This is a genomic window from Lysinibacillus sp. FSL M8-0355, from assembly GCF_038008985.1.
In the GTDB taxonomy this organism is placed as follows: Bacteria; Bacillota; Bacilli; order Bacillales_A; family Planococcaceae; genus Lysinibacillus; species Lysinibacillus fusiformis_D.
Genome location: NZ_JBBPAI010000001.1, coordinates 259,174 through 282,745 on the forward strand (window position 1 = coordinate 259,174; position 23,572 = coordinate 282,745).

Here is a 23,572-nt window from a genome sequence, read left to right on the forward strand (position 1 = left end):
ATAGAAGTAAAGCAGATGGGAAATATGAGCAGTTATCCCATCTGCTTTATTTTAATGGACATATTCGTCTTTAGAAGCTCTCATTGAGCAAAAGAAAAGAATGGTCGCCACAGCTACAAAGAGCCAACCAGCAATATTCCAGCCACCAAATAAATCATGTAAGTAGCCAAAAAGAATAGGGCCAATGGCGGCAAATAAATAACCTAATGATTGTGCAAAGCCTGATAAATCTGCTGCTTCAAATGCCGTGCGTGTACGAAGTGTAAAGAACATCATCGCTAAGGCAAATGAAGAACCTCCTGCTAAACCTAAAAGAATCATCCACAGTACCCCAAGACTTGTCCACTCCATGACAACTCCAGTAAAGCCTATTAAATAGAAGAATGTAAACATCACTACAAGAGGTCTTTGAGAAGCCATTTTACTTGCAATGATAGGCACAGCCAATGCCATTGGTACTTGTGAAAATTGCATGATAGAAAACATCCAACCAGCTTTGTCAGGAGCCAATCCCTGGGCGATGTAGATTTCGGGAATCCAAGCAGCAGTCGTATAAAATAATAAAGACTGTAATCCCATTGCACCTGTGACAGCCCAAGTAACAGGTGACTTCCATAAGGGTGTACTTGTCATTTTAGAGGTAGTGGCTGGCTCAGGTTTATTTGATTTCAATTGAGGTATCCAAATTAAAATCGTTACGACCACGAGTACAAGTGCAATGGACAGCGCTCCTTGCCAGCCAAATGATGAATTGGCTATAGGATAGCTAATACCTGCGCCAAGCCCAGCCGTTAAGTTCATCGACATAGTGAAAAATGCCATTAATAAACCAACATGGTATGGAAATTTTAATTTTAATAATCCTGGAATCAGCACATTTCCAAATGATATGGCTATGCCGATGAGTACAGTACCAAATACAAGTAACCCCGTTGTACCAAGGGAACGTAGAACAATCCCCAAGGCTAATAAAATAGTGGATAAAAATAGTGTTAGCTCAAGCCCTAGTTTGCGTGCTACAACGGGCGCAAATGGTGAGATGGTAGCAAAAGCGAGCAATGGAATCGTTGTTAGAAAGCCTGCAAGTACATTAGAAATACCAAGATCGTCACGGATAAATGATATAATAGGGCCAACAACAGTTAGTGGCATTCTTAATGTAGAGGCTATAAAGATAACTCCGAAGACTAAAAGTAAGGTTGTTCCCCTCCAGCTAATTTTTTTACTCGGAAAACTAGCGGAATGATCATTTGTAGTCAAAATAAATCCCCCTGTTCGTAACCGCTCTAATTGAACTACTATAACACTTTAACAAACTAATAAAAATAGTAGAAGATTCACAAAATACAGAACATTTATTGTTATATTGAAATGTCAAAGGTCTTATGCTAATATAATAAGCATCATAAATTTAATAATTATATGCCTCATGTTTGTATTGAGGTAGAGGTCGCGATATTTATAAGTATGCTAATGGAAATGACAAGCATTGATGAGATTAGCTGAAAGGGAATATTGCCGAAGTGTGAGGGGACTTGAAAACCTCATGCTGGGGCTGTCTCCGAAAGGAACAGAACTGTCACGTTTGTACAACGTGTTGAGCTATCATTTAGGAAAAACTGAGGATTAACTTAGCCATCACAGTGTATATGTGATGGCATTTTTTTGCCTCGTAAATAGGAAGGAAGCTATATCGTGAGTGAAATAAAAGTAAATCAGCTCGGACATAAAGCGCCAAAGCTGAAAAAAGAATTGAAAAGCCGTCATATCACAATGATTTCTTTAGGCGGTACAATTGGTACGGGACTATTTTTAGCCAGTGGTGGTGCCATTGCACAAGCTGGACCTGGTGGTGCATTGCTTGCCTACGCCCTAATCGGTATTATGGTGTACTTTTTAATGACAAGCTTAGGGGAAATGGCTGCCTATATGCCATCATCCGGTTCATTTAGTACGTATGCAACAAAATTTGTAGATCCAGCACTAGGCTTTGCATTAGGCTGGAACTATTGGTATAACTGGGCAATCACTATTGCAGCAGAAATTGCGGCAGTATCCTTAATTATGAAATATTGGTTCCCTGATAGTTCATCAGCCCTTTGGACAGTATTATTTATTGCTGTTGTACTGTCATTTAATTTACTTTCTGTAAAGAGCTATGGAGAAAGTGAATATTGGTTTGCGATGATTAAAGTAGTGACAGTCATTGTTTTTATTATTATCAGTTTATTAATGATTTTTGGTATTTTAGGTGGACAGGCGCCTGTAGGCTTTACTAATTTCTTTATTAGTGATGGACCATTTCACGGTGGCTTCCTAGCTACATTTGGAATTTTCCTAGCAGCCGGATTTTCATTCCAAGGAACAGAGTTACTTGGGATTACAGCAGGTGAAACAGACGATCCAGGAAAAAATATTCCAAAGGCTGTTAAATCCGTATTCTGGCGTATTCTTTTGTTTTATATTTTAGCAATTGGTGCAATCGGAATGTTGATTCCATTTACAGATGAACGCTTATTATCAGAAGATATCGCAGTATCACCGTTTACATTAGTGTTTGACCGCTTAGGTATTGCCTTTGCAGCTTCGTTAATGAATGCCATTATTTTAACGGCTATGCTGTCAGCTGGAAATTCAGGGCTTTATGCATCATCACGTATGCTATGGCAATTAGCAGTGGATGGACATGCGCCTAAGTTCTTCACAAAGCTAAGTCGTCGAGGAATACCAATTTATGCATTGATGGCAACATTAGCTGTAGGTTGCTTAGCTTTTTTAGCGTCTTTCTTTGGTGATGGCGTTGTTTATATTTGGCTGTTAAACGCCTCTGGTATGTCTGGTTTTATTGCATGGCTCGGCATTGCCTTTAGTCATTATCGCTTCCGTCGTGCATTTGAGGCACAGGGCCTAGATCCAAAGCTATTACCTTATAGAGCAAAATTGTACCCGTTTGGACCACTATTTGCCTTTACTGTTTGTATGATTGTGGTCATTGGGCAAAATTACACGGCCTTTACGGGAGACCAAATTGATTGGTATGGGATATTAGTTTCTTATGTTGGAATCCCACTATTTTTACTGTTATGGTTTGGCTACAAAATCAAGCACAAAACAAAAATGCTTTCACTTCAAGAATGTGATTTAAAAGTGGAAGATTAAATAGTAGGGCTGTTCTGTAAACTAATGAATGATTGGTTTATGGGACAGCTTTTTATGTCTTAATCGTCGTTAACTAGCCATTCGAAAGTCGCGATGTCTAATCAAATAAAAAACAGGTACCCATTCTTGAACTGCCCCGTAATAGTTAGAAATCAAACTTTTACGGGGCAGTTCATCTCGAGTAACTGATTTTTATTATCCAAATATTGTTTCCCACAGTAAGTAAATATTCAATGTCACAACGATAACAACAACAAACCAACCTAAAAACGTTGTAATACGGTGATTGACTAAACTGCCCATGATGTTTCGTTTGCTTGTAAACATCACAAGAGGGACAAGAGCAAATGCAATACCGAAAGATAAAACGACCTGACTTAGAACGAGCGCATAGGTTGCATTCACGCCTGAAGCAATAATGACTAGAGGCGGCACCATAGTAATTGCTCTACGTAAATAAAGTGGTATTTTTCTTTGAATGAATCCTTGCATGACTACATCACCTGCTAACGTCCCGACAGAGGAGCTAGCTAGCCCGGCAATAAGTAAACCAAGACCAAATGAAATAGCAGCCATGGGGCCGAGCGCATCTTTTAAGCCATTGTAGGCAACATCTAAATCTTCTACAACCACGCCTTGTGTGTGGAAGACTGCTGCAGCAATGATCAGCATGCTCATATTAATCGCTCCGGCAATAATCATAGCGATGATAATATCGATAAATTCAAAACGGAAAATACGTTTTTTTTCATTTTCATTCCGACCAACAATACGATTTTGCGTTAACGATGAATGTAAGTAAATAGCATGAGGCATGACAGTTGCTCCTAAAATACCTGTTGCTAATAATAGTGAATCTACACCTTCAAACTGTGGCGTGAACATGCCAATCGCTACATCGCCCCATTCTGGCTGTGCTAAAAATGTTTGGAAGGCAAATGCTAAGACAACAATTAACACCATGCCCGAAATACCGGCTTCAAAGGCTCTAAATCCTCTTCTTTGAAGTTCTAAAATAGCAAATGAACCAACTGCCGTAATTAATGCTGCGGGCAGCATAGGGATATTGAAGAGCAAGTAAAGCCCTAATGCTGCACCAATAAATTCAGCAAGATCTGTAGCAATGATGACCAATTCAGCCTGTATCCATAAAAAGATGGATGTTTTTTTAGAAAAATGCTCGCGTGCTACTTCAGGCAAGTTTTTACCTGTCGCAATTCCAAGCTTGGCAGATAAGGATTGAATTAACACGGCCATTAAATTAGAAAAGGCTATAACCCAAAGTAGCAGGTAGCCATATTGAGAGCCTGCTGTAATATTTGTAGCAAAATTACCAGGATCGATATAGGCGACGGCTGCAATAAATGCAGGTCCTAAAAATGGTAAAAAGCGTCGCCAACCTTTTATATCTCCATCTAAAACCGCCTCGGCAGACGATTTTGTGACTCGTTTGTAAACCATATTGTTCCCTCGTTTCAAAAAGTATCATTAACGAAATAAAGTTTCCTATAGGAAAATAAGATATTAGTATTCTAACGCTAGGAATCAAAAAAGTGAAGTGGTTTGCTTTAAGTTTCTATAAGTATGTGCCATTCTCATCATTTTCTAATTAGACTTTCACCACCAGCATCGTTTACGATGAAAAGAAAAGATGAAGGACGGATTCGACATGACCAATCGAATTTTAATTATAGAAGATGAAGAAAATATTGCGAGAGTGCTACAGCTTGAGCTTCAATTTGAAGGCTATGAGGCGGAAATGGCTCATACAGGGACAGATGGTTTGCTTCGTTACCGTGAACAGCCATGGGATTTGATCCTACTTGATGTCATGCTGCCAGAGATGAGTGGCATTGATGTGCTAAAGCGGATTCGTGCAACGGAATCCCAGACACCTGTTATTATGCTTACTGCCAAAAGTGAGGTGGAGGATAAAGTAAAAGGATTGGATTTAGGAGCCAATGATTATGTGACAAAGCCGTTTGAAATTGAAGAATTGCTGGCGCGTATTCGCAATGCTTTACGATTTTCACAAAAGGCTAGTCCAAAACAAGTTGCCCTTGCATTTGGACATTTATCGATAAACGAGCAAACAAGAGAGGTCGTATATTTTAATAAAGATATTCAACTGACACCTCGTGAATATGATTTATTGTTCTATTTACTAAAGCATCCTAAACAAGTACTGACTAGGGAACAGCTACTAGAGGCTGTATGGGGCTATGACTATTATGGGGATACAAATGTTGTGGATGTCTATATTCGCTATGTACGACAAAAGCTTGAAGCTGCTAATGCAACGCCTATTATCCAAACAGTTCGTGGAGTTGGCTATGTGTTGAAGGAACATCGTGATGAGACTTAAAACAAAAATTCATCTACTTACAACATTGCTGATGCTAGTAATATTAGTGGCCACAAACAGTGGAATTTATTTATTGTATGAGAAATCTGCCTATGATACGGAATATCATCAGCTTCAAACACGTGCCAATGATTTAAGCTCCACATTCAGTCAGTTAAATGCTCAAACTAACCTACAGCAAGTATTAAGAGCCTATATGCCGACAGATGGTGCCGTCTACATTTATGATGGAGAACGTTTAAAAACAAAGGTTCAGGCTACCCTTGACATGCCAGAAGGCCCTTCCATTACCTATACAATGCCTGCTATTTGGATAGACGGAACGGTTGTGGATATCACATTACAGCAATCCATGGAAGAAGTAGAACGGACATTAAGTTTGCTAAAGGTTATATTGATTATTGTATCTGTTATTGCAACGATTCCTATTTTCTTAGCAAGCCTAGTACTTGGGCGACTTATTTTATTACCGCTAGAACGTTTAAATGAGACTATGCGAAAAAGTGCATCGACAGGAAAATATGAAAAAATGGATATACCAGTAAAAGGGGGGGATGAGTTAACAAACATTAACCGTACTTTTAATATGATGATGGAAAAGCTTGAACAGCATTATCGAAAGCAAGAAGAATTTGTATCGAATGCTTCCCATGAATTGAAGACACCCATTACGGTTATTGAAAGCTATGCAAAATTACTGCTCAGAAGAGGTTTTGACAATCGGGAAGTTGCACAGGAATCATTACTAGCTATTGCCAATGAATCATCACGCATGCATGAAATGGTGCTGCAATTGCTAGAACTAGCTAAAAATAATGAGCATCTGGACATTCATTTTGAACAGCTAGAGCTTGCGCCGTTCTTGAATAAAGTGGCTTTCCAAATGCAGCATGCGTATCATCGAGCATTTATAGTTGATGTGAAGAAGCCAAGTTTTGTTTATAGTGATGAAAAAATATTAAAGCAACTACTCTTTATTTTGCTGGATAACGCTAGGAAATATAGTGAGGAGGAAGTGCATATTCTCGCAACAGAAACAGCTAATCATGTATGCATTACCATCCAAGATTTTGGTATTGGTATTCCAGCGGAGCATATTCCACATTTGTTTGAGCGATTTTATCGTGTAACAGGAGATCGTAACCGTAAGACAGGTGGTTCTGGGCTAGGACTTGCCATAGCGCATGGGCTTGCAGAACAATTGGGGATAATGATGGATGTAAAAAGTACAATTGGAGAAGGGTCAAGCTTTACCTTATGTATACCAAAGGAGGGACAACAATGAGAAAGTGGCTGTTGATGATTGTTGTGATTGTCCTTCTCGGTAGCGGAACGTTTTGGTTTATTCAAACGCGTTATTTTCAAGTCGAGCCTCTTAGCGAAGCGGAGGCCATTCGCCATGTTGAAACAATCTATAAAGGTCATGTTACTCAGGTGAAGAAACAAGGAAAAACCTATGAAATGCTCTTTACGCGAGATCATATCAAGTATGGAGCTGTGCTCGATGCTACGACACAACAGGTGACTGATTTAAAAATAAAAGAAGGACAAAGTAAATTACTGTTAACAGAAAAGCAAATCAGGCAGATGGTTAAACAGGAATATGGAGATGTAGAAAGTGTTATGTTAACAGATTCCATTTATACAGTGCGAGTTGAAAAAGATAGCAAGCAAAAAGAAATCACACTTGATGGCTATTCCGGTGAAGTATTATCGGAGAAAATGGTGGAGCCACAAGAACAATCTGTAGAAGGGCCTATTATTACTGAGCAGCAAGCTGTTCAAATAGCACTGGAGCAATTGAAGGGAGAGGTGGATTCAGTCGATTTTGAAGAAACCTCAGAGGGTGGTTACTATTTAGTTGAAATTGAAACACAGGATGACGAAGCCACTTTTCAAATTCATGCCGTTTCAGGAAAGGTTCTGTCTGTTACATGGGATGACGAACAATAAATCATTTCTCATGAAATTCTAATGTTCCTCTTATAGTTCTATCATCTTCGCTTGCTAAGCTAAGAATAGATAAAACAAAGGAGAGATGAATATGAAAAAAATAATTATGATTCCAGCATTGGTAGTTACTCTTGGGATTGGAGCAGCAATTGGCTCGACAACTTTATTATCAGGAAATGCGCAAGAAAATAAGGTATTAACAATGCAGCAGATTGAGAAGAAAGCATTAGCAATAGTTGATGGGACTGTTGCGGATATCGAATTTGATCAAAATCAATTCCGCTCTATTTACGAAGTAGAGGTGCATACCGAGACAGCGGAATATGATTTAAAATTTGATGCTTATACGGGAAAATTACTGAAGCAGAAAAAAGAGCGTCGAGATGACGATGATTGGGATAATTACGTTTCTGTTAGCACGCCAACAGCGAAAATTATTACAAAAGAACAGGCTATCGAAACAGCCTTAACGAAAGCAAAAGGTACCGTGACAAAAATTAAGCTGGATGATGGCTTATATGAAATAGAATTGAAAGATGGTCAGTATGAATATGAAGTAGATGTGGATGCAATGACAGGGAACATTGTTGATTTTGAACAAGATATAGAAGACTAAAAGAGCGAGCTGTCTTAAAAGTAGAGCATACTTTTAAGACAGTTTTTTGTTGTAGCGAGAGTATTGGCAGCAATGACGAGTATTAACATATGCTCGAAAAAAGTCTATGTTTTTCACTCGTGAAAATGAAAAATTTTCTTCTTTACTTTTTCAATCAGCAGGCGTAATATGACATCATTATAAAAGTTTCAAATTTCTAAATCGCTGAAGCAACTAAACGCGGGGGAACCAATTTTGATGTATGGCATAAGCCATTCTTGGGGTGAATCTCTTCCATTTGGAGGGGTAGGGCTACTCAGGCCCGAATCCGACAGCTAACCTCGTAAGCGTTAAGAGCAGAAAAGTGGAGCTTGGCAGACGGATGAACGTCTACAAGTCTTATTTAGTGATGACTTGTAGACGTTTTTTGATGTTATTTAGAGAGGCGAAACACATTCTATGAAACTAGAAGGTGTTTATCAATGAAATCCTCATTCAAACGTTATGTAATCGGCAAACCATTAAGATCCGATGAGTTAGGGGAACAAAAGCTTAGTAAAGCAAAGGCATTGGCAATCTTATCGTCCGATGCTTTGTCTTCAGTAGCCTATGGACCAGAACAAATTTTAATTGTTCTTATGACAGTGGGCACACTTGCCCTTTGGTATTCTTTACCGATTGCCGCTGGAGTGGTCGTTCTGCTTGTGGCACTGATTTTATCTTATCGTCAGGTTATTTTTGCTTATCCACATGGTGGTGGCGCTTATGTAGTATCGCGAGAAAATTTAGGAGTGAATGCAGGTCTTGTAGCTGGAGGCTCTTTGCTTGTTGATTATATTTTAACAGTAGCAGTTAGTGTTTCAGCAGGTACAGATGCTATTACATCGGCATTTCCAAGCCTTCATCCATACAATGTACCCATTGCTATCGTTTTTGTGATTTTCTTAACAATTTTAAACCTACGAGGTGTAACAGAGTCAGCCTCTATCTTGGCATACCCAGTCTATCTATTTGTAGGCGTTATGCTCTTGTTAATTGGGATTGGGCTCTATCAGGTTGCAACTGGTCAGGTGCCAGCAGAGCTGCATCCAAAGGTTGGTACACCAGTGGCAGGGATTAGCTTATTTATTTTATTAAAGGCATTTGCCTCAGGTAGCTCAGCGTTAACCGGGGTAGAAGCTATTTCTAATGCTATTCCTAATTTTAGAAATCCTGCTCCTAATAATGCAGCAAAAACACTTTTAGCGATGGGCGCCATTTTAGCTGTTTTATTTATTGGTATTGTAAGCCTAGCTTATTTTTATGGGATTGCCCCAACGGCAGAGGCAACAGTTGTTTCCCAACTAGCAGAAGCTAGTGTTGGTCGGAATTTCCTTTATTATATTGTACAGGGGACTACGGCAATGATTTTAGTACTTGCCGCAAACACAGGGTATTCAGCCTTTCCATTGCTTGCTGTGAATTTATCGAAAGGTGGTTTTATCCCAAGAATATTCCAAATTCGTGGAGATCGTCTTGGTTATTCAAATGGCATCATGATGCTAGGTGTTGCGGCCATTGTCTTAATTATTCTTTTTGATGGAGCCACAGAGCATTTAATTCCGCTATATGCAGTTGGGGTATTTATTCCGTTTACATTAGCGCAAACGGGAATGATGCGAAAATGGTGGCGCGAAAAACCTAAAGGTTGGGTAGCAAAATTTTCTATCAATACAATTGGAGCAGCGATCTCTTTCATTGTAGCTATGATGTTCTTTGTGACAAAAATGCCCCAAGTATGGCCAGTGTTCGTCTTTTTACCAATCATTATTTTTGTATTTCATCGGATTAAGCACCATTATCAAGCCGTTGGAGAACAATTGAGATTGAATCAGGAGGAGCTGACTACTATTGAGGGAAATGTGTTCATTGTGCCAGTCGCTGGTATAACAAAGGTAGTTGAAAACTCTCTTCATTATGCTAAATCACTTAAGGTGGATAAAGTGATCGCCTTTTATGTAGCTTTCGATCAAGCAGAAGCAAAAGCTTTTGAAGAGAAGTGGAACGCATGGCAACCTGATGTACGGTTAGTGACTTACTATTCACCATATCGTAGCATTACACAGCCATTGATGAAATTTATTGATAAAGTAGAGCACCATTGTACTAAAACAAATCATAAAGTGACGGTTGTGATTCCTCAATTTCTACCGAAAAAAGGGTGGCATCATATGTTACACAACCAATCGAGTCTACTCATTCGTACGACACTGTTATTTCACAGAAATGTCGTCATTATGACAGTCCCTTTTCATTTATCAAAATAATGCTAGCAAGCTAGAAAATAGTCTGTTATAATCAGTACGTTGATTGAAAACACGAACGTTTGCAATTGAAAAGTTGAGAAATACCATTAAATTCCGAAAAATCAAACTTTATTTCGTAAAAGTTATAGGTTCTTGCCGAATAAAGTGATAAATTGGATATTCTAATAGTTTCATACAAATCCACTCATATAATAGCGAGAATAGGGCTCGCAAGTTTCTACCGATTTACCGTAAATAAATCGACTATGGGTAGCAATGCTTTTAGAGAACTTCAATTATAATGTTGTTTTCTATTCGTTTCGACGTTTTTACGCTGAATGCTTTGCTCCACTCGTAGCTGAATGGAAACAAGGTATTTAGCGTTTTTTATTACTCTGAAAGAAAGAAGGATATAAAAGAAATGAAGTTATTACAAGAAAAAATTATGCAAGAGGGTAAAGTATTATCTTCATCCGTATTAAAAGTTGATTCATTTTTAAACCATCAAATTGATCCAATGTTAATGAAGGAAATTGGGCATGAATTCGCAAACCGTTTCTCTGATCAAGTGATTACAAAGATTTTAACAATAGAATCTTCAGGTATTGCACCATCTGTTATGTTAGGGTTAGAAATTGGCGCGCCTGTCGTGTTTGCTCGTAAACGCAAATCGTTAACACTTTCAGATAACCTTTATTCATCAAAGGTACATTCGTTTACAAAAAATGAAACAAATGAGATCTCTGTATCACGTAATTTCTTAAATGAGGACGATAATATTTTAATTGTTGATGATTTCTTAGCAAATGGTGAAGCTGTCAAAGGCTTACTAGATATTGCTGCACAAGCTGGTGCGCATGTTGTGGGTGTGGGCATCGTTATTGAAAAGGGCTTCCAAGATGGTGGAAAATTATTGCGTGAGCAGGGAGTTCGCGTTGAGTCATTAGCGATTGTAGACTCTCTTGAAGATGGCAATGTAACATTTGCTACGGAGGCTCGCTCGTAATGAATACCTTTAAATCAACTGCGCTAGCGATTCAACATTTACTTGCGATGTATGCTGGAGCCATTTTAGTGCCACTGATTATTGGTGGAGCAATTGGCTTTGATTCAACACAAATGACGTATTTAGTAGCAATTGATATTATGATGTGCGGGATTGCAACACTTTTACAGGTATATTCAGGTAAATTCATCGGGATTGGCTTACCTGTAGTACTTGGCTGTACATTCACAGCAGTAAGTCCAATTATTGCGATCGGCACCAATCCAGAGCAAGGTATCACAGATATTTATGGTTCTATTATTGCCTCTGGTGTAATTGTAATGATTATTGCGGGCTTCTTCGGCAAGCTTGTGAAATTCTTCCCTCCAGTAGTAACTGGATCCGTTGTTTCGATTATCGGTATTTCCTTATTACCAGTAGCTTTAAACAATATGGCAGGTGGACAAGGTGCTGAGGATTTTGCTTCTGCTTCTAATGTGGCATTAGCGTTTATTACATTAATCATTATTTTAATCGTGTATCGTTTTTCTACAGGTTTTGTTCGTGCGATTTCTATTCTGATTGGATTAGTAGTAGGTACCGTTTTAGGTGCATTCATGGACAAAGTGGATTTCACGCCAGTAGCGGATGCTAATGTATTTCACATGGTACAACCTTTCTACTTTGGCATGCCAACATTTGATGTAACGGCAATTATCACCATGACACTTGTAGCAATGGTATCTTTAGTAGAGTCATCTGGTGTCTATTTTGCACTAAGTGATATTTGTAATAAAAAATTAGATTCAAAGGATTTAGCTCGCGGCTATCGTTCAGAAGGTCTAGCTTCAGTAATCGGTGGTATTTTCAATGCCTTTCCTTACACAACATTCTCACAAAACGTGGGACTTACACGTATGTCAGGCGTAAAAGACCGTAAAGTCATTTACATCACAGGTGGATTACTAGTAGCACTTGGTTTCCTACCAAAAATCGCAGCATTAACAACGATTATTCCAACATCCGTACTAGGTGCGGCAATGCTTGCGATGTTCGGTATGGTGATTACACAAGGTATGGGAATGCTTGTACCTGTTATGAATGAATCAGCGGAAAACGCAATGATTGCAGCGATTGCAGTAAGTTTAGGTGTCGGTGTATCCGTTGTTCCTGGCATTTTTGATGCACTGCCAACAAGCGTTTCAATCTTAACATCTAACGGTATCGTTTGTGGTTCAGTCACAGCGATTATCCTAAATATTTTATTCAACATGATTGGGCCAAAGCATAAAAAAGACCCGATGCATGGGGAAGTGTAAAAAGATAATTAAATAACATTCATCTAAATACCCCACATATTTTGATGAAAAGAACGTTGTAAAGTCGCCTATTTTTTGACTATTAATTTAGTTGAAAGTAGGTGGCTTTTTTGTATGCGTAAAAGAGTACACGTTAGAAGAACTGTAGAAGAAAAACCTTTACTAGCGTTCACATTTAAGCAAGCTTTTGATTATTTTTATTCCGCAAAAAAAGGTGAAGAAGTTAGAAGAACAACGCTTATAACTTATGAGGAGCATTATCGATTTTTTGTTCGATGGTTAGAGCATTCAGATTACGAAATAAATAAAATAGATGAATTAACAGTCGTCATTGTCCGTGATTACATGCTTTATATGCGTGAACATCATTACAACTTCAAGCAGAAATGTGTAGGGTTATCTATTCAGACAGTAAATGCTCGTATTCGGTTTTTAAAAACCTGGTATAGCTTTTTATTTACCGAGGAGTTACTTGAAAAAAACATTATGGAATCTATTAAATTTTTGAAAGTAGACGAAAAGAGGGTAGATTTATTAACCGAAGATGAGATGAAGCGATTATTCGAAGCCCCAGATAAAAAATTATGGGCACAATGGAGAGATTTCGTCTTGTTTCATGTTTTGTATGACACTGCTTTACGTATATCCGAGGCAATAAGTTTGGATTGTAGTGACATAGACATTGTGCGTCGACAAATTGTTTTACCTCCAGAAAAAGCTAAAGATAGACGATACCGAACAATACCAATTACTAATCACACGTTAAAACTACTGATTAAATTAATGGACGAAAATAAAGAGGTTTTCGGTAACCATGAAGCTGTGTTTTTAAATTGGTTTGGTGAAAGATTAGCTTCGGACACATTCAGAAGAAATTTAGCTAGGTATTTGAAAAAGGCAGGAATCAATAAAAAATATAGCTGTCATGATTTCAGAAGGCAATCTATTACGGAAATGCTCAAAAATGGAGCGTCAGTTTTTGCGGTCCAGTCTATAGCGGGGCATTCACAGATTTCAACCACTCGGAAGTATGTATTTTTCGATGATAAAACGATAAGGCATCAACATGATTTATACAGCCCGTTAAACAGAATGGCTTATAAAAAGAGGAAATAGGCAAAAGAAAAAGCCGAGTGCGCTAACACTCGACCTCAACTGAATATGACTACCGCAAAGCGATAGCATACACACCAATGTATAGCTATTGTACAGCCTTTTCGAAAAAATTACAACGTCTAGGCTTATTTAAGTGCGCCTATTTTTCGGTAGTCCGACGAGGTAGCCCACTAATTCGTCGTTAATCTAACCTGGTCAGTGCCGTCCGTCACATCGCAAACTACGGAATATATCGCAGATACACGTTTCCCTGTTAACGTAGCGACGAATAGCGAGCACGGCTTTATGGTGCGGTAGGTTTACTGGCTCTTTGCGGAGAGGGTAACTATGATCATGCGTTAATACGCGCATACAGGACAGTAATTGTATGAGGTCATAGCGGAAGAGATTCCGATACGAACAGGGCAACGAGAAACATCAGACGTCACATGACGCTAGTTATTGCGTATTTACTTTATGTCTATTTCTCTTTTTTGAGTTTTAGATATAAGGTAACTACGTTTCAGCCGATTTCATAGAGCGAGCGCCATTCTGCTAGTTATTGGGTGCGGTTGTCAAGCGTCAATATACAATAGATATCGGTGTTTTTGGTTATTGGAGCATAGAGTGCAGCACGCTTTACATATTTTTAATAAAAAGGAGTGTGTTTAATAATGCCAACAGAAGAACAAATGCAGAAAATAGCCGATGGAGTAAGGAAACAAAGCGAAAGGTATGGATTGCCTACAGTGCCAAGAAAGAAGAAATCGAGAGATAAGAGGGTACTAGCTGTATTAGAAAAAACGATACCGGTCATAAAACCTAAATAATGGTATAATGTGTAGAAAAAGGTGTGGTATTCTTGAAACTAACTGAAAATGAGTTAAGTATACTGTTGGAGCTAGAAGATTATTTTAAGGTTGGTTTTGCAACATAGTAGCTCCTCCTATTATTTCAGCAAAGTATGACGATAGCCGTTATTGGCCGTCGTCTTTTTTGTTGTCTACCCATTCAATACGCTTTCCAATTGCAATAGCTATTTGTTGCGCCTCATCATAGCGTAACGATCCGCGACTTAGTTTATTAGACAAGTTTTGTACCGACGTCTTTTTGTTCTCCGGTAAATCTTTGTTTAATCTCTCAACAAGTTCAGTCATAGTAATACCGGTAGCTGCTAAATAGCTCTTAATTTCGTTTTTAATATTCATATAAAACACCCCTTTTTACTCTACAATAACACGTTTGTAAATATTTTTAAACTTTTTCGTGTAAAACAGTTGACTTATTAAACGAATTCGTTTAAATTTACACCAAGAAGTAAAAAACGGGAGGTTATCTAATGTTTACTCAAATGCAAATTTTCGAAGTTGAGCCAGGATATTCTTATGTCGTAGAAAGAACTCAGATTATTGACGGTGTGTATTTAGAAGTTTTTAAGCAGCCAGGATACGAAGATGATGCAATTCTTTACATCGGTGATAACGAGATTTTATTCAAGTGGGATGATGAGGCACGCTCAATCTTTTCCGAATTGGATACCGCAGAACCTATCGAATTGCTGGCGATCCTTGCGCAAGCACCGAAAGTATTAGCTTAAACTCATTCATACTCGCGACAACTGCGATTGGAGGTATTACTGCATGAAACCAATAAAAGAACGTAATGCGACAGCGCTGTCGCTTGAACGCGAATATAAGAAGGCATACATTAAGTTACTAACGAAAGCAGCCGCCAATACAGCGAAGCAAGTGGATGCATATTTTTTCGGTGAAGAAGGCGAGGAAGGTGAACTTAGAGTGTGGTATTACGGTACAACAGCGTTTTCTATCGTAATAGCTCTATCCGTATACGTAATGGTGTAATAAACAATATTCCGAATTTGACTAGAGGCGGTTGCAGACGCTTCTAGTTTCTTTTTTTATAAATCGATATAGTTCTTAGGTATTTAGCCTTATTTTATGAGTAAAGTGTGCGGAATTCAAAATTTATCTATATTAGTCAAGTAAGGAGATGCTTAAGGTGTCCGAAACCAAACTCGTAAGTATCGCGATGGTATCGCATTTTGAAATTATTTTCCGTAAAAGTGTGCGAACCATGAAATCTTTCTATAGTAGTTAAGTAGAAAGGGCAGTTATTAAGTTGTCACAAAATCGATATAAAATGGCTAGCTGAAAGTGTGCCAAACAGAAATTTTTTGTATATAAGTCAGTAGGAATAATTTTTCCGAATTCTGTCCCGAAATAAAACATTTTAGTCTGCTATGTAATATGAGAGGTAATTTTTCAGAAAGTGTTAACAAAATTAAATTTTACAGACCAGCATAAAGTAGGTGAAAGTTTTTCATGAAACTTGATGCAAAACACACTGAAAAATCGGTATATAAAAGTAAGAAGAAATAATTTTTAGAAGCTGTCCCAAAAACAGAGGTTTGAGTCCACTATGTATAGTAAGTGAATTATTTAAACGAAAGTGTGCGAAACTCATTTTTTGTGGCTATAAGTTTAGTAGGGAAGGAAATTAATTTTAATAAAAGTGCGACAAACGGAGATTTTATGGATATAAGTCAGTAGTAATAAATTTTTCTGAAAGGTTGTCCCAAAATTAAATAGTTTACTGGGTGTATATAGTAAGAAAAGTTTTTCATGCTTCTTGTTGCAAAATGTCATATTCAAGTCCGCTTAAGTAGTAGAACAAGTTTTTCATTCAATTTGTCCCAAACGTCATTGAAAAATCGGTATATACAAAGTGAGGACGAAGTTTTTTAAATTATTTGTCCCAAAATCTATCGTTTTAGTGTGCAGTATACAGTAGAACGAAAACTTTTCAAAATGTGATATCAAATTAAGATTTTAATCCCCTATGTAAAGTGTAGGAAGAAAATTATCAAAACATGTCCGAAACTGAATTTTCATTCGGGTATACAAAGTAGGGGGGGCAAATTTCATCAGAGGTGTTAACGGAATTAAATTTTAGTCCGCATTAATTATTAGGATGACCCAATTCATCTTTTTATATAAAAGTGATATCAAATATAAAAATTACTCTGCTATGTAAAGTATGGAATTATTTTTATGAATAGTGTTAAAGAAATTAAATTTTACCGAGGAGTATATAGTAGGAATTATTTTTGAAATATTGTCCCAAAAAGAATCATTTTACGGGGTGTATATAGTAGGAGGCAATTCCGTCGATCAATCGGCGTGAGATATTCAGCAAATAATCAGCAAAGGGAGAGATTTACATGCAACTTACATCAACTGAAAAAATCGAAATTTTATCATTAGATTTACGTACAAACGAAGCAGCGATTCGTAAGAACATGCGTAAAGCTGGCGAAGCAATCTTCGAAATTGGTAAGCATCTAAAACACGTCAAAGAGAACGTCATTGAGTCGGGCAAATGGACGGAATGGCTGCAGTCGATGGATATTGATCCACGCCAAGCACAACGCTTCATCCAGGTGTATACGGAATTAAACGAGCATGCGACAGCGCTGTCGGGTCAGTCGCTTACTAAATTGCTAACGCTAGCACAGATTTCAAGCACAGTTGGCGATATATCGGAAGTAATTGAGAAGCCGCATGTGTTGCCGAACGGACAAGAAAAGACAATAGATGAGATGACTTCTCGCGAATTAGCTGACCTAAAGAGACGTCTAGCGAAAAGTGAGTCCGATGTTACCGAATTGCTAGAACAGACATATATCCTCGAAGAACAGGTCGAAGCTGCTCAAAAGAGTGAGCGAATTGCAATTAGTCAATTGGAGGAGATGCAAAATGAAGATTATTCAGGAGAAATTGACGGTGCTTATTCTCATTTATCTATGGAACGTGATGAATTATTAGGTCAACTTCATGAAGCAAATGCGCGTATCCGAACATTAGAGAAATCAGATGCTAAACTGCGAAGGTTCGATGAATCTGCATTATCAGGCATAACTCGATCGATTGCTAGTGTGATTCTATCGATTGAAACATACACAACGCAACGAGCATTCTTCCAAACAAACATTGAGCACGCATCAGATGACTCTGTAGATTATTTAGAGAAACAGATTCTACGTTTACAAGCGCAAGTTAATGAGATTCGAGCAGCTATCAGTACTCGTAGAAAGATTACTATAATTGATGGTGATTTTACAGAATGTGAGGAGGAGCAACCGCATGAAACGCAAACTAAAGGCAGTTCGGTCGCTTAGAGTGGCGAATATACTTGCGCAAAATGGACATCGCATATTACGTACCGAGCCATGCGCTGACAATCAGCAGCTTAGCGTATTCATTTTCGAAGATACACCCGCATTACAGCTAGTTTTATCGGAAGCAAGACGCACTACTAATTAATAGGAGGAATTTAAAATGACAGAAGTAAATGTACCGCAGCCAATTATCGATTTAGTGATGAAAGTATTTGAAAATAATCCCGCATATAAAATTGTAGATTGGGATTTTGACCGTGTTTATATCGAGAAAGATAGCGAGGAGTATACGATTCGTACATGGGATATAACGGAGACATTTATCAGTTGGACGCTGTTTAAATCGATAGAACTAGCGGACGGGTCGGGGTACGGTGAAGAAGTTAGCAACGGAACGTTTTACTACACTGTGTGACCGCATTATCCGCCAGCACTTTCTTCAATATAAAAGTGCAGAACAGCAGTCCTAAACCGCGTCATATCAACGTTTGTGAGGTGTCGTCCTTAAAGACAACGGTATAAAAAGTGCACCTACTATCGCATGAGATTTGCATAGCAAATTGAAATGCTTGCGTAGCAATGGATAGACGATATATGCGATATATCAATAACTACCGGCTACGCCGAGTGTTTCGGCTGAAAAGATGCCTCACACTGTCAGCACTTATTTATATCGTATCTTTAAGGGAGTAAATAGAATACGTGTATTAACGAGGTAATTAACGTTTAAATAACAGAATTAACGTCTGAATAAGATGCTCTGCACTTTTTATTCTGTAGAAGTGCTGATGCTACTAATATCGGAGGTAATCGCTATGGAAAAAGTAACCGTAATCGACTCGCTTATGGGTGCGGGTAAGACTACCTATGCAATTGATCGTATCAACAATGCTTCACCGTTAGAACGTTTCATCTATGTAACGCCATTCGTTGCAGAAATTGAACGTGTTATCGCAGCTGCGGACAAGCGCCATTTTGTTCAACCGACCAATAATGTAGAAGGTGGACGTAAATTAACGAGTCTTAAGAGATTGATAGAAGATGGCGTAGATATTGCTACCACGCATGCGTTATTTGAAATGGCGGACGATGAGCTTCGTGATTTGCTGCGAGCTAACAATTACACGCTCATTCTTGACGAAGTTATTAATGTGATCGATAAGGCCGGCGTCTCGCCGTCAGACATGCGAATTTTACTCGACAAGGGATTCGTAGAAATGGAATGTAATAGAGTCGTATGGACAGCGAAGGATCACGAATATGAATATGGAGTATTTGACCGTATCAAGTTATTAGCGCAGGCAGGGACGCTGTTTTATCATCGTGAGAAGTATCTTATCTATGCGTTTCCGCCGTCAATATTCGAGACATTTTCGGATGTGTTCGTCTTGACTTATTTATTTGACGCGCAGCTTATGAAATACTACTTCGATTTATATTCCATCCCATACGAGTTAAAAGCAGTTTGTGACGGAGAGATTGTGCCGTATGATGCGAAGCGAGAGCCACGTGCTGAATTACTGTCGCTCATGGATATATACGAAGGTCCGTTAAATGATTGTGGGAATACGAACACGGCATTTTCCGGTAGATGGTTCCAGCGTCGTGACAAGCGAGATGAGCTAACTGGAATAAAGTCAAATATGTACACATACATCCGCAGTCATGCGAAAGCTAAAGCCGGAGAGGTATTGTGGACGACTTTAAAAGCACGCCAGCACGACTTAAAAGGTAAGGGATATACGAAAGGATTCTTAGCATTGAATGCTCGTGCCACAAATGAGTATGCGGATCGTTCTACGCTTATGTATTGTTACAATCGTTTCATGAACCCGATTGAGACGTCGTTTTTCCAAGATAATGGGTTGACAGTGAACGAGACGAAATTAGCGTTATCTGATATGTTGCAATGGATATGGCGCAGTCAAATCAGAAATGGTAAGCCAATCAAATTATATGTGCCTGCTAAGCGCATGAGAGATTTACTTTATGCGTGGGCAAAGTACGAAATATAAAAACTAGGGGGATTCAGCCAATGACGAAAGCAGTCGCAGCTAAAATGAGAGCCAGTAAAACAACGTTCGCACTAATCGAATATGCAAAAGCTGAAGGGATCACTATAACGTATGAAAACGTCTATCCAGGCTCTATTTACACGCATAAAATTCTCAAGGCGTACCACTACGTCAAGACTAGCGAAGATATGCCGAAATCTAAGAACCCGTCAATACTTGAGCGGTTTGCAAATGTAGATGACGTACCACTAAAAACTGCGAAGGTTACAACGCTAGAAGGGATGGCTAGAGAGTTTGCTAAATTATCGGAGTATCTGGATCGTCAGCGTATCAAGGCGAATCCGCCTGTTAACGATAAAGCATATGTTGAGCGTTCCGAATTTACAATTACGGATTTATATAATGATTTAATGTCGATAATTGAATGGTCATTGTTCCGATATATGGCGTTGCTTCACACGTTTGGATTCGATGCGCTACCGTATTATTCTACTGTGCTGGATTACTCGTATTACGTCCGCGAGCGTAAGAAGTTTCGGAGATGTAAGTATATGTTTTGTCTGAACATGTTCGCTATTGAAGACGATAACTTACGCGATAGTAAATCAAAGCGAGTAGATAGCCGATTCTGTTGTGATGCATGCCGTAAAGCCTCGCATGAATCGAAAAAGCGATTTGATAAAACAGGCTCGTATTTGCCGATTGAATATTATGCACCTATTTATGGTGAGTCGGCGGATGATCGATATAGACTTCATGAGGAAACGCAGCCCTCCTATAAGGTTGAAACGGAGATAATGAAGAAGAAGCCTATGTTCAAAGTAAAACTGAAAAATGAAAGTTATGAACATGGGGAAATGGTCAAATATAAAACGTTGGCCGAAGCTAAACAGGCCCAAATAATTGCTGAAAAAGTTGATAAAATAGCCGTTTATCGTCAGATTATCCGTCGGACGAACCCCTATATTAGTGAAGGGCAGTAGCCCATTTTATTTTAAGCACCTAGTGTCAAAATTGAACAATTAAATACAAAGGAGGACAAGTGATGAAACCGCACACGATTAAAGCGCTACGTTCGTATCATGGTTTGACTCAAGAAAAGTTCGCTACAAAAATCGGCTTCGCTCGAACAACAATTAGTGAAGTAGAGAACATGCGTAAATATCCGTCAGCTGCGTTATTAGCTGCTATCACTCGACAGTTTGAAATTACAGATGAATTCGTTGCTTTTTTGCGCGACTTCGAAAAAATAAATGGAATTATCCATGATTACACAATAACACATTAATTATCAAACGTAAAGTGTTGAGCTTGGCTAAATAATTGTAAAAGGGGATGACTAAGATTACCGCTGAACTTTGGAGGCAGACAGAAACAACATTTGCACTTTATATCGATAGCTCGCATGAGCGTGAAATCCGTAACATTAAAAGGTCCCGCGATTGGTCAGTCATAGCAACATACCAAAAGAATGGACAAGTCGTCGGTTTACAGTGGCGAGTTCCTGAATCGGACTATCGAGCAGCAAAACGTATAGAAAATCGGATTAACAAAAGTGTACATGAAATCGGGGAAAAGCCTTCGTTAGACACGGGTTAGCGTTGAGATGAACAAACACCTTACCTAATGCTCTATCGTCGCTTAAATCAAGCGAAATGACAGATTCATGTCAATATACGTAGCAAATTTTCAATGGGGTCCAAAACAAGAGGGAGGAATATCTATGACAATCGAAAAACATGAGGTAACTGTAGAAACGAAGATATTTACGCAAGAGGAAGTCAATGAGATCGTTAAAAAGCGTTTAGCTCGCGAACGGAAAAAGAGCGCAGAATTAATTCGGCAATTGTCTGATTACATTCAAGTGCTTTCCGAAGGGGGTGAGTAAATGACAGAAGATCAAATCGAGGTTGTTGAGCAAGTCGATGAGCAGCCAAAAAAAGAAACTCCGGATATAGACGAGTTGCTTGAAAAGGCAAGAGAATTAGACGAGCTTAAAGCAGAAATTGCCGAACAAAAGGCGAGTGCAAAAGAACAAGAAATTCAATCAAAATTTGAACAAGCTGGCGTGACTAACTTTGATAAGTTGCGACCGTTTTTAAATCTGGAAAAACTCGATGATGCTTCATTGGATGAACTAGTCGCAGTTTTATCGGAGGCAAAGCCAAAACCAAAACCGGTCGGCTCTCCAACAAACGCTGGCCAAACAAATGAGCAGGCAGTCTATGAAGCGCAATTACAAGATGCGGCTGCAGTTGCAAAGCGAAGTGGTCGTGCGGAAGACATTGCACGTTATTCAAAACTAAAACAAACACTTAAAAAATTCGGAGGTAGTAGATAATGACATACAATACAATTAAAACAACAAACTTAGTGGGTAAAAAAGAATCGGTAGTAGATGAGGTTTTATTATTAAATCCTAATCAGACGCCTTTAATTAACCTTTTAGGGTTTAGTGCACCAACAACAAATACAGCGCATATTTGGTATGAAGATGAGATGTTCGCAACAACTGCGACAGCTACCTCGCCAGCGACGGAGAGTGATACAACTATTGCAGTTGATAGCGTTGAGCCGTTTGTAGTTGATGCTGTCGTAGATGTTAACGAAGAACGTTTACTCGTAACAGGTATAAATACATTTGACAAAACAATTACAGTTGAGCGTGGCTACTCGGATACAGATGCAGCTCCAATTGTGGTAGGTGATAAGCTTGTATTCCAATTCGTTAAGAAAGCAGAAGGTGCCGACGCAACACAGGCTCGAAGCAAGCAACGTGTTCGAGTCGATAATTATACGCAAATCTTTACTGACACTGTTTCAGTAACGGGATCCGCGGAAGAAGTATCTCAATATGGTATTGACGACTTATATAACTACGAAAAAGCTAAGAAGCAGTTAGAACTTGCGCTGCAACTTGAAAAGGCGTTAATCGGTGGAATCAAGTATGATGATGGTTCTGTACGTCAAATGAGTGGTATTCGCCAATTCATTAAAACCAATGTAGTTAACGCTAGCAATACAGCAGTTAATTTAACTATGCTACGTGATATTGCGCATGCAGTGTTTAAAAATGGTGGGTTAGCTGGCGGAGGTCAGTACGCTTACATCGTTTCACCGGTGCAAAAGGTTGCTATTAGCGATTTACAAAGCGATAAAGTCCGCATTGTTCAATCAGAGACGTCTCGTGGACAAACAGTTGATAAATTAGTTACCGATTTTGGAGAGTTCCCGATTATCATGAACAACAACGTAAAAGACGATGAAATCTTCTTCGTCGATATTAACCGTATGGCAATTAAGCCTTTAGGCGGTCGATCGTTCTTCCATAAGGAATTACCGGAGAATGGCGATAGAAAGTCTGGCATGATTATCGGTGAATACACACTTGAATTTAAGCAAGAGAAAGCACACGCACGTATTAAAAACTTAGGTTAATAGATTCCAAGAGGTTAGCGATTAATTTCGCTGCCTCTTTTTTATTACGGCGGATTATTCCGCCACCAAGCCTTTGATGCGGCGTGAGTCGTGTCTTACCTACGAGGCTGTAAATTGTCATAGGGCATTAGGCGTGGAAAACCTGGTGTCCAATCTCCGAACTCA

25 protein-coding genes and 3 riboswitches are annotated in these 23,572 nt (G+C 38.8%); of the genes, 22 read left to right on the forward strand and 3 right to left on the reverse strand.

All coding sequences use genetic code 11. From position 1 onward, the window contains the following. Positions 1-51 precede the first annotated feature (51 nt). Positions 52-1,260, reverse strand: coding sequence for a CynX/NimT family MFS transporter (locus MKY46_RS01265; RefSeq protein WP_058845206.1), 1,209 nt, complete (start codon positions 1,258-1,260; stop codon positions 52-54). A gap of 176 nt (positions 1,261-1,436) precedes the next feature. Beyond that, a riboswitch (Lysine riboswitch) is annotated at positions 1,437-1,613 on the forward strand. An 82-nt stretch (positions 1,614-1,695) separates the two neighbouring features. Between MKY46_RS01265 and MKY46_RS01270 the strand changes: the two genes are divergently transcribed. Continuing rightward, positions 1,696-3,159, forward strand: coding sequence for an amino acid permease (locus MKY46_RS01270; RefSeq protein WP_036122023.1), 1,464 nt, complete (start codon positions 1,696-1,698; stop codon positions 3,157-3,159). Positions 3,160-3,354: 195 nt separating this feature from the next. Here MKY46_RS01270 and MKY46_RS01275 read toward each other — a convergent pair whose 3' ends face one another. After that, positions 3,355-4,620 (reverse strand): Nramp family divalent metal transporter, encoded by a 1,266-nt coding sequence (locus tag MKY46_RS01275; RefSeq protein WP_036122019.1) that lies wholly within the window; start codon positions 4,618-4,620, stop codon positions 3,355-3,357. A gap of 208 nt (positions 4,621-4,828) precedes the next feature. Here MKY46_RS01275 and MKY46_RS01280 point away from each other — a divergent pair, with 208 nt between their 5' ends. The 9 genes from MKY46_RS01280 to MKY46_RS01320 all read left to right on the forward strand — a co-directional run bounded on the left by MKY46_RS01280 (position 4,829) and on the right by MKY46_RS01320 (position 14,586). Next, positions 4,829-5,524 (forward strand): response regulator transcription factor, encoded by a 696-nt coding sequence (locus tag MKY46_RS01280; protein ID WP_036122016.1) that lies wholly within the window; start codon positions 4,829-4,831, stop codon positions 5,522-5,524. Continuing rightward, positions 5,514-6,809, forward strand: coding sequence for a sensor histidine kinase (locus tag MKY46_RS01285; RefSeq protein WP_036122012.1), 1,296 nt, complete (start codon positions 5,514-5,516; stop codon positions 6,807-6,809). The genes MKY46_RS01280 and MKY46_RS01285 overlap by 11 nt, the downstream gene beginning before the upstream one ends. Then, entirely contained in the window at positions 6,806-7,477 is a 672-nt protein-coding gene (locus tag MKY46_RS01290) for a PepSY domain-containing protein (protein WP_036122010.1), read from the forward strand. Before MKY46_RS01285 ends, MKY46_RS01290 begins: the two co-directional genes overlap by 4 nt. A 91-nt stretch (positions 7,478-7,568) precedes the next feature. Beyond that, positions 7,569-8,093: a PepSY domain-containing protein gene (locus tag MKY46_RS01295; RefSeq protein ID WP_036122007.1), complete on the forward strand. Its 525-nt coding sequence runs from the start codon at positions 7,569-7,571 to the stop codon at positions 8,091-8,093. Positions 8,094-8,285: 192 nt separating this feature from the next. Then, positions 8,286-8,436, forward strand: a riboswitch (cyclic di-AMP (ydaO/yuaA leader). 118 nt (positions 8,437-8,554) lie between these two features. After that, positions 8,555-10,378: an APC family permease gene (locus MKY46_RS01300; RefSeq protein WP_036122004.1), complete on the forward strand. Its 1,824-nt coding sequence runs from the start codon at positions 8,555-8,557 to the stop codon at positions 10,376-10,378. A 164-nt stretch (positions 10,379-10,542) separates the two neighbouring features. Further along, positions 10,543-10,644: riboswitch (purine riboswitch) on the forward strand. A 134-nt stretch (positions 10,645-10,778) separates the two neighbouring features. Next, the gene (locus tag MKY46_RS01305) at positions 10,779-11,363 is read left to right on the forward strand and encodes a xanthine phosphoribosyltransferase (protein ID WP_036122000.1); all 585 of its coding nucleotides are present in this window, start codon (positions 10,779-10,781) and stop codon (positions 11,361-11,363) included. Beyond that, a complete protein-coding gene (locus MKY46_RS01310) occupies positions 11,363-12,661 on the forward strand; it encodes a nucleobase:cation symporter-2 family protein (protein ID WP_340833622.1) in 1,299 nt (432 codons plus the stop codon). Before MKY46_RS01305 ends, MKY46_RS01310 begins: the two co-directional genes overlap by 1 nt. 114 nt (positions 12,662-12,775) lie before the next feature. Then, positions 12,776-13,777 (forward strand): tyrosine-type recombinase/integrase, encoded by a 1,002-nt coding sequence (locus MKY46_RS01315; RefSeq protein WP_259420458.1) that lies wholly within the window; start codon positions 12,776-12,778, stop codon positions 13,775-13,777. Between the two features lie 653 nt (positions 13,778-14,430). Beyond that, positions 14,431-14,586 (forward strand): hypothetical protein, encoded by a 156-nt coding sequence (locus MKY46_RS01320; protein WP_175400688.1) that lies wholly within the window; start codon positions 14,431-14,433, stop codon positions 14,584-14,586. A gap of 147 nt (positions 14,587-14,733) precedes the next feature. Here the strand turns inward: MKY46_RS01320 and MKY46_RS01325 are convergent, their stop codons facing one another. Next, entirely contained in the window at positions 14,734-14,964 is a 231-nt protein-coding gene (locus MKY46_RS01325; protein ID WP_259420601.1) for an LLM class flavin-dependent oxidoreductase, read from the reverse strand. A 131-nt stretch (positions 14,965-15,095) separates the two neighbouring features. Between MKY46_RS01325 and MKY46_RS01330 the strand changes: the two genes are divergently transcribed. From MKY46_RS01330 to MKY46_RS01385, 12 genes are all read left to right on the forward strand, one after another. After that, a complete protein-coding gene (locus MKY46_RS01330) occupies positions 15,096-15,353 on the forward strand; it encodes a hypothetical protein (protein ID WP_319839450.1) in 258 nt (85 codons plus the stop codon). A 43-nt stretch (positions 15,354-15,396) separates the two neighbouring features. After that, complete coding sequence (locus MKY46_RS01335) at positions 15,397-15,618, forward strand: hypothetical protein (protein ID WP_340833624.1); 222 nt, start codon at positions 15,397-15,399, stop codon at positions 15,616-15,618. A 1,379-nt stretch (positions 15,619-16,997) separates the two neighbouring features. Next, the gene (locus MKY46_RS01340; protein WP_340833625.1) at positions 16,998-17,954 is read left to right on the forward strand and encodes a DUF3102 domain-containing protein; all 957 of its coding nucleotides are present in this window, start codon (positions 16,998-17,000) and stop codon (positions 17,952-17,954) included. Beyond that, positions 17,920-18,099, forward strand: a complete 180-nt coding sequence (locus tag MKY46_RS01345; RefSeq protein WP_259420608.1) for a hypothetical protein — start codon at positions 17,920-17,922, stop codon at positions 18,097-18,099. The genes MKY46_RS01340 and MKY46_RS01345 overlap by 35 nt, the downstream gene beginning before the upstream one ends. Positions 18,100-18,114: 15 nt before the next feature. After that, a complete protein-coding gene (locus MKY46_RS01350) occupies positions 18,115-18,369 on the forward strand; it encodes a hypothetical protein (RefSeq protein WP_259420610.1) in 255 nt (84 codons plus the stop codon). Between the two features lie 400 nt (positions 18,370-18,769). After that, a complete protein-coding gene (locus MKY46_RS01355; RefSeq protein ID WP_340833627.1) occupies positions 18,770-19,969 on the forward strand; it encodes a hypothetical protein in 1,200 nt (399 codons plus the stop codon). Positions 19,970-19,989: 20 nt separating this feature from the next. Further along, positions 19,990-20,952, forward strand: coding sequence for a hypothetical protein (locus tag MKY46_RS01360; RefSeq protein WP_259420562.1), 963 nt, complete (start codon positions 19,990-19,992; stop codon positions 20,950-20,952). Positions 20,953-21,014: 62 nt separating this feature from the next. Further along, positions 21,015-21,257: a helix-turn-helix domain-containing protein gene (locus MKY46_RS01365; protein WP_101967000.1), complete on the forward strand. Its 243-nt coding sequence runs from the start codon at positions 21,015-21,017 to the stop codon at positions 21,255-21,257. Between the two features lie 47 nt (positions 21,258-21,304). Beyond that, positions 21,305-21,568 (forward strand): hypothetical protein, encoded by a 264-nt coding sequence (locus tag MKY46_RS01370; RefSeq protein WP_259420565.1) that lies wholly within the window; start codon positions 21,305-21,307, stop codon positions 21,566-21,568. 124 nt (positions 21,569-21,692) lie between these two features. Continuing rightward, on the forward strand, positions 21,693-21,857 hold the full coding sequence (locus tag MKY46_RS01375; RefSeq protein WP_259420567.1) for a hypothetical protein: 165 nt from the start codon (positions 21,693-21,695) through the stop codon (positions 21,855-21,857). Then, positions 21,858-22,310 carry a hypothetical protein gene (locus tag MKY46_RS01380; protein WP_259420569.1) on the forward strand — a complete coding sequence of 151 codons (453 nt, stop codon included), beginning with the start codon at positions 21,858-21,860 and terminating at the stop codon, positions 22,308-22,310. Continuing rightward, positions 22,310-23,407, forward strand: a complete 1,098-nt coding sequence (locus MKY46_RS01385; RefSeq protein WP_259420571.1) for a DUF5309 domain-containing protein — start codon at positions 22,310-22,312, stop codon at positions 23,405-23,407. Before MKY46_RS01380 ends, MKY46_RS01385 begins: the two co-directional genes overlap by 1 nt. Positions 23,408-23,572: the final 165 nt, after the last annotated feature.

Coding starts and splice junctions, on each gene's coding strand:
- MKY46_RS01370 (WP_259420565.1), top strand. CDS start 21,305: ATGACTAAGATTACCGCTGAACTTTGGAGGCAGACAGAAACAACATTT.
- MKY46_RS01300 (WP_036122004.1), top strand. CDS start 8,555: ATGAAATCCTCATTCAAACGTTATGTAATCGGCAAACCATTAAGATCC.
- MKY46_RS01315 (WP_259420458.1), top strand. CDS start 12,776: ATGCGTAAAAGAGTACACGTTAGAAGAACTGTAGAAGAAAAACCTTTA.
- MKY46_RS01360 (WP_259420562.1), top strand. CDS start 19,990: ATGACGAAAGCAGTCGCAGCTAAAATGAGAGCCAGTAAAACAACGTTC.
- MKY46_RS01290 (WP_036122010.1), top strand. CDS start 6,806: ATGAGAAAGTGGCTGTTGATGATTGTTGTGATTGTCCTTCTCGGTAGC.
- MKY46_RS01310 (WP_340833622.1), top strand. CDS start 11,363: ATGAATACCTTTAAATCAACTGCGCTAGCGATTCAACATTTACTTGCG.
- MKY46_RS01275 (WP_036122019.1), bottom strand. CDS start 4,620: ATGGTTTACAAACGAGTCACAAAATCGTCTGCCGAGGCGGTTTTAGAT.
- MKY46_RS01340 (WP_340833625.1), top strand. CDS start 16,998: ATGCAACTTACATCAACTGAAAAAATCGAAATTTTATCATTAGATTTA.
- MKY46_RS01350 (WP_259420610.1), top strand. CDS start 18,115: ATGACAGAAGTAAATGTACCGCAGCCAATTATCGATTTAGTGATGAAA.
- MKY46_RS01375 (WP_259420567.1), top strand. CDS start 21,693: ATGACAATCGAAAAACATGAGGTAACTGTAGAAACGAAGATATTTACG.
- MKY46_RS01380 (WP_259420569.1), top strand. CDS start 21,858: ATGACAGAAGATCAAATCGAGGTTGTTGAGCAAGTCGATGAGCAGCCA.
- MKY46_RS01320 (WP_175400688.1), top strand. CDS start 14,431: ATGCCAACAGAAGAACAAATGCAGAAAATAGCCGATGGAGTAAGGAAA.
- MKY46_RS01385 (WP_259420571.1), top strand. CDS start 22,310: ATGACATACAATACAATTAAAACAACAAACTTAGTGGGTAAAAAAGAA.
- MKY46_RS01345 (WP_259420608.1), top strand. CDS start 17,920: ATGAAACGCAAACTAAAGGCAGTTCGGTCGCTTAGAGTGGCGAATATA.
- MKY46_RS01285 (WP_036122012.1), top strand. CDS start 5,514: ATGAGACTTAAAACAAAAATTCATCTACTTACAACATTGCTGATGCTA.
- MKY46_RS01280 (WP_036122016.1), top strand. CDS start 4,829: ATGACCAATCGAATTTTAATTATAGAAGATGAAGAAAATATTGCGAGA.
- MKY46_RS01295 (WP_036122007.1), top strand. CDS start 7,569: ATGAAAAAAATAATTATGATTCCAGCATTGGTAGTTACTCTTGGGATT.
- MKY46_RS01365 (WP_101967000.1), top strand. CDS start 21,015: ATGAAACCGCACACGATTAAAGCGCTACGTTCGTATCATGGTTTGACT.
- MKY46_RS01330 (WP_319839450.1), top strand. CDS start 15,096: ATGTTTACTCAAATGCAAATTTTCGAAGTTGAGCCAGGATATTCTTAT.
- MKY46_RS01355 (WP_340833627.1), top strand. CDS start 18,770: ATGGAAAAAGTAACCGTAATCGACTCGCTTATGGGTGCGGGTAAGACT.
- MKY46_RS01305 (WP_036122000.1), top strand. CDS start 10,779: ATGAAGTTATTACAAGAAAAAATTATGCAAGAGGGTAAAGTATTATCT.
- MKY46_RS01325 (WP_259420601.1), bottom strand. CDS start 14,964: ATGAATATTAAAAACGAAATTAAGAGCTATTTAGCAGCTACCGGTATT.
- MKY46_RS01335 (WP_340833624.1), top strand. CDS start 15,397: ATGAAACCAATAAAAGAACGTAATGCGACAGCGCTGTCGCTTGAACGC.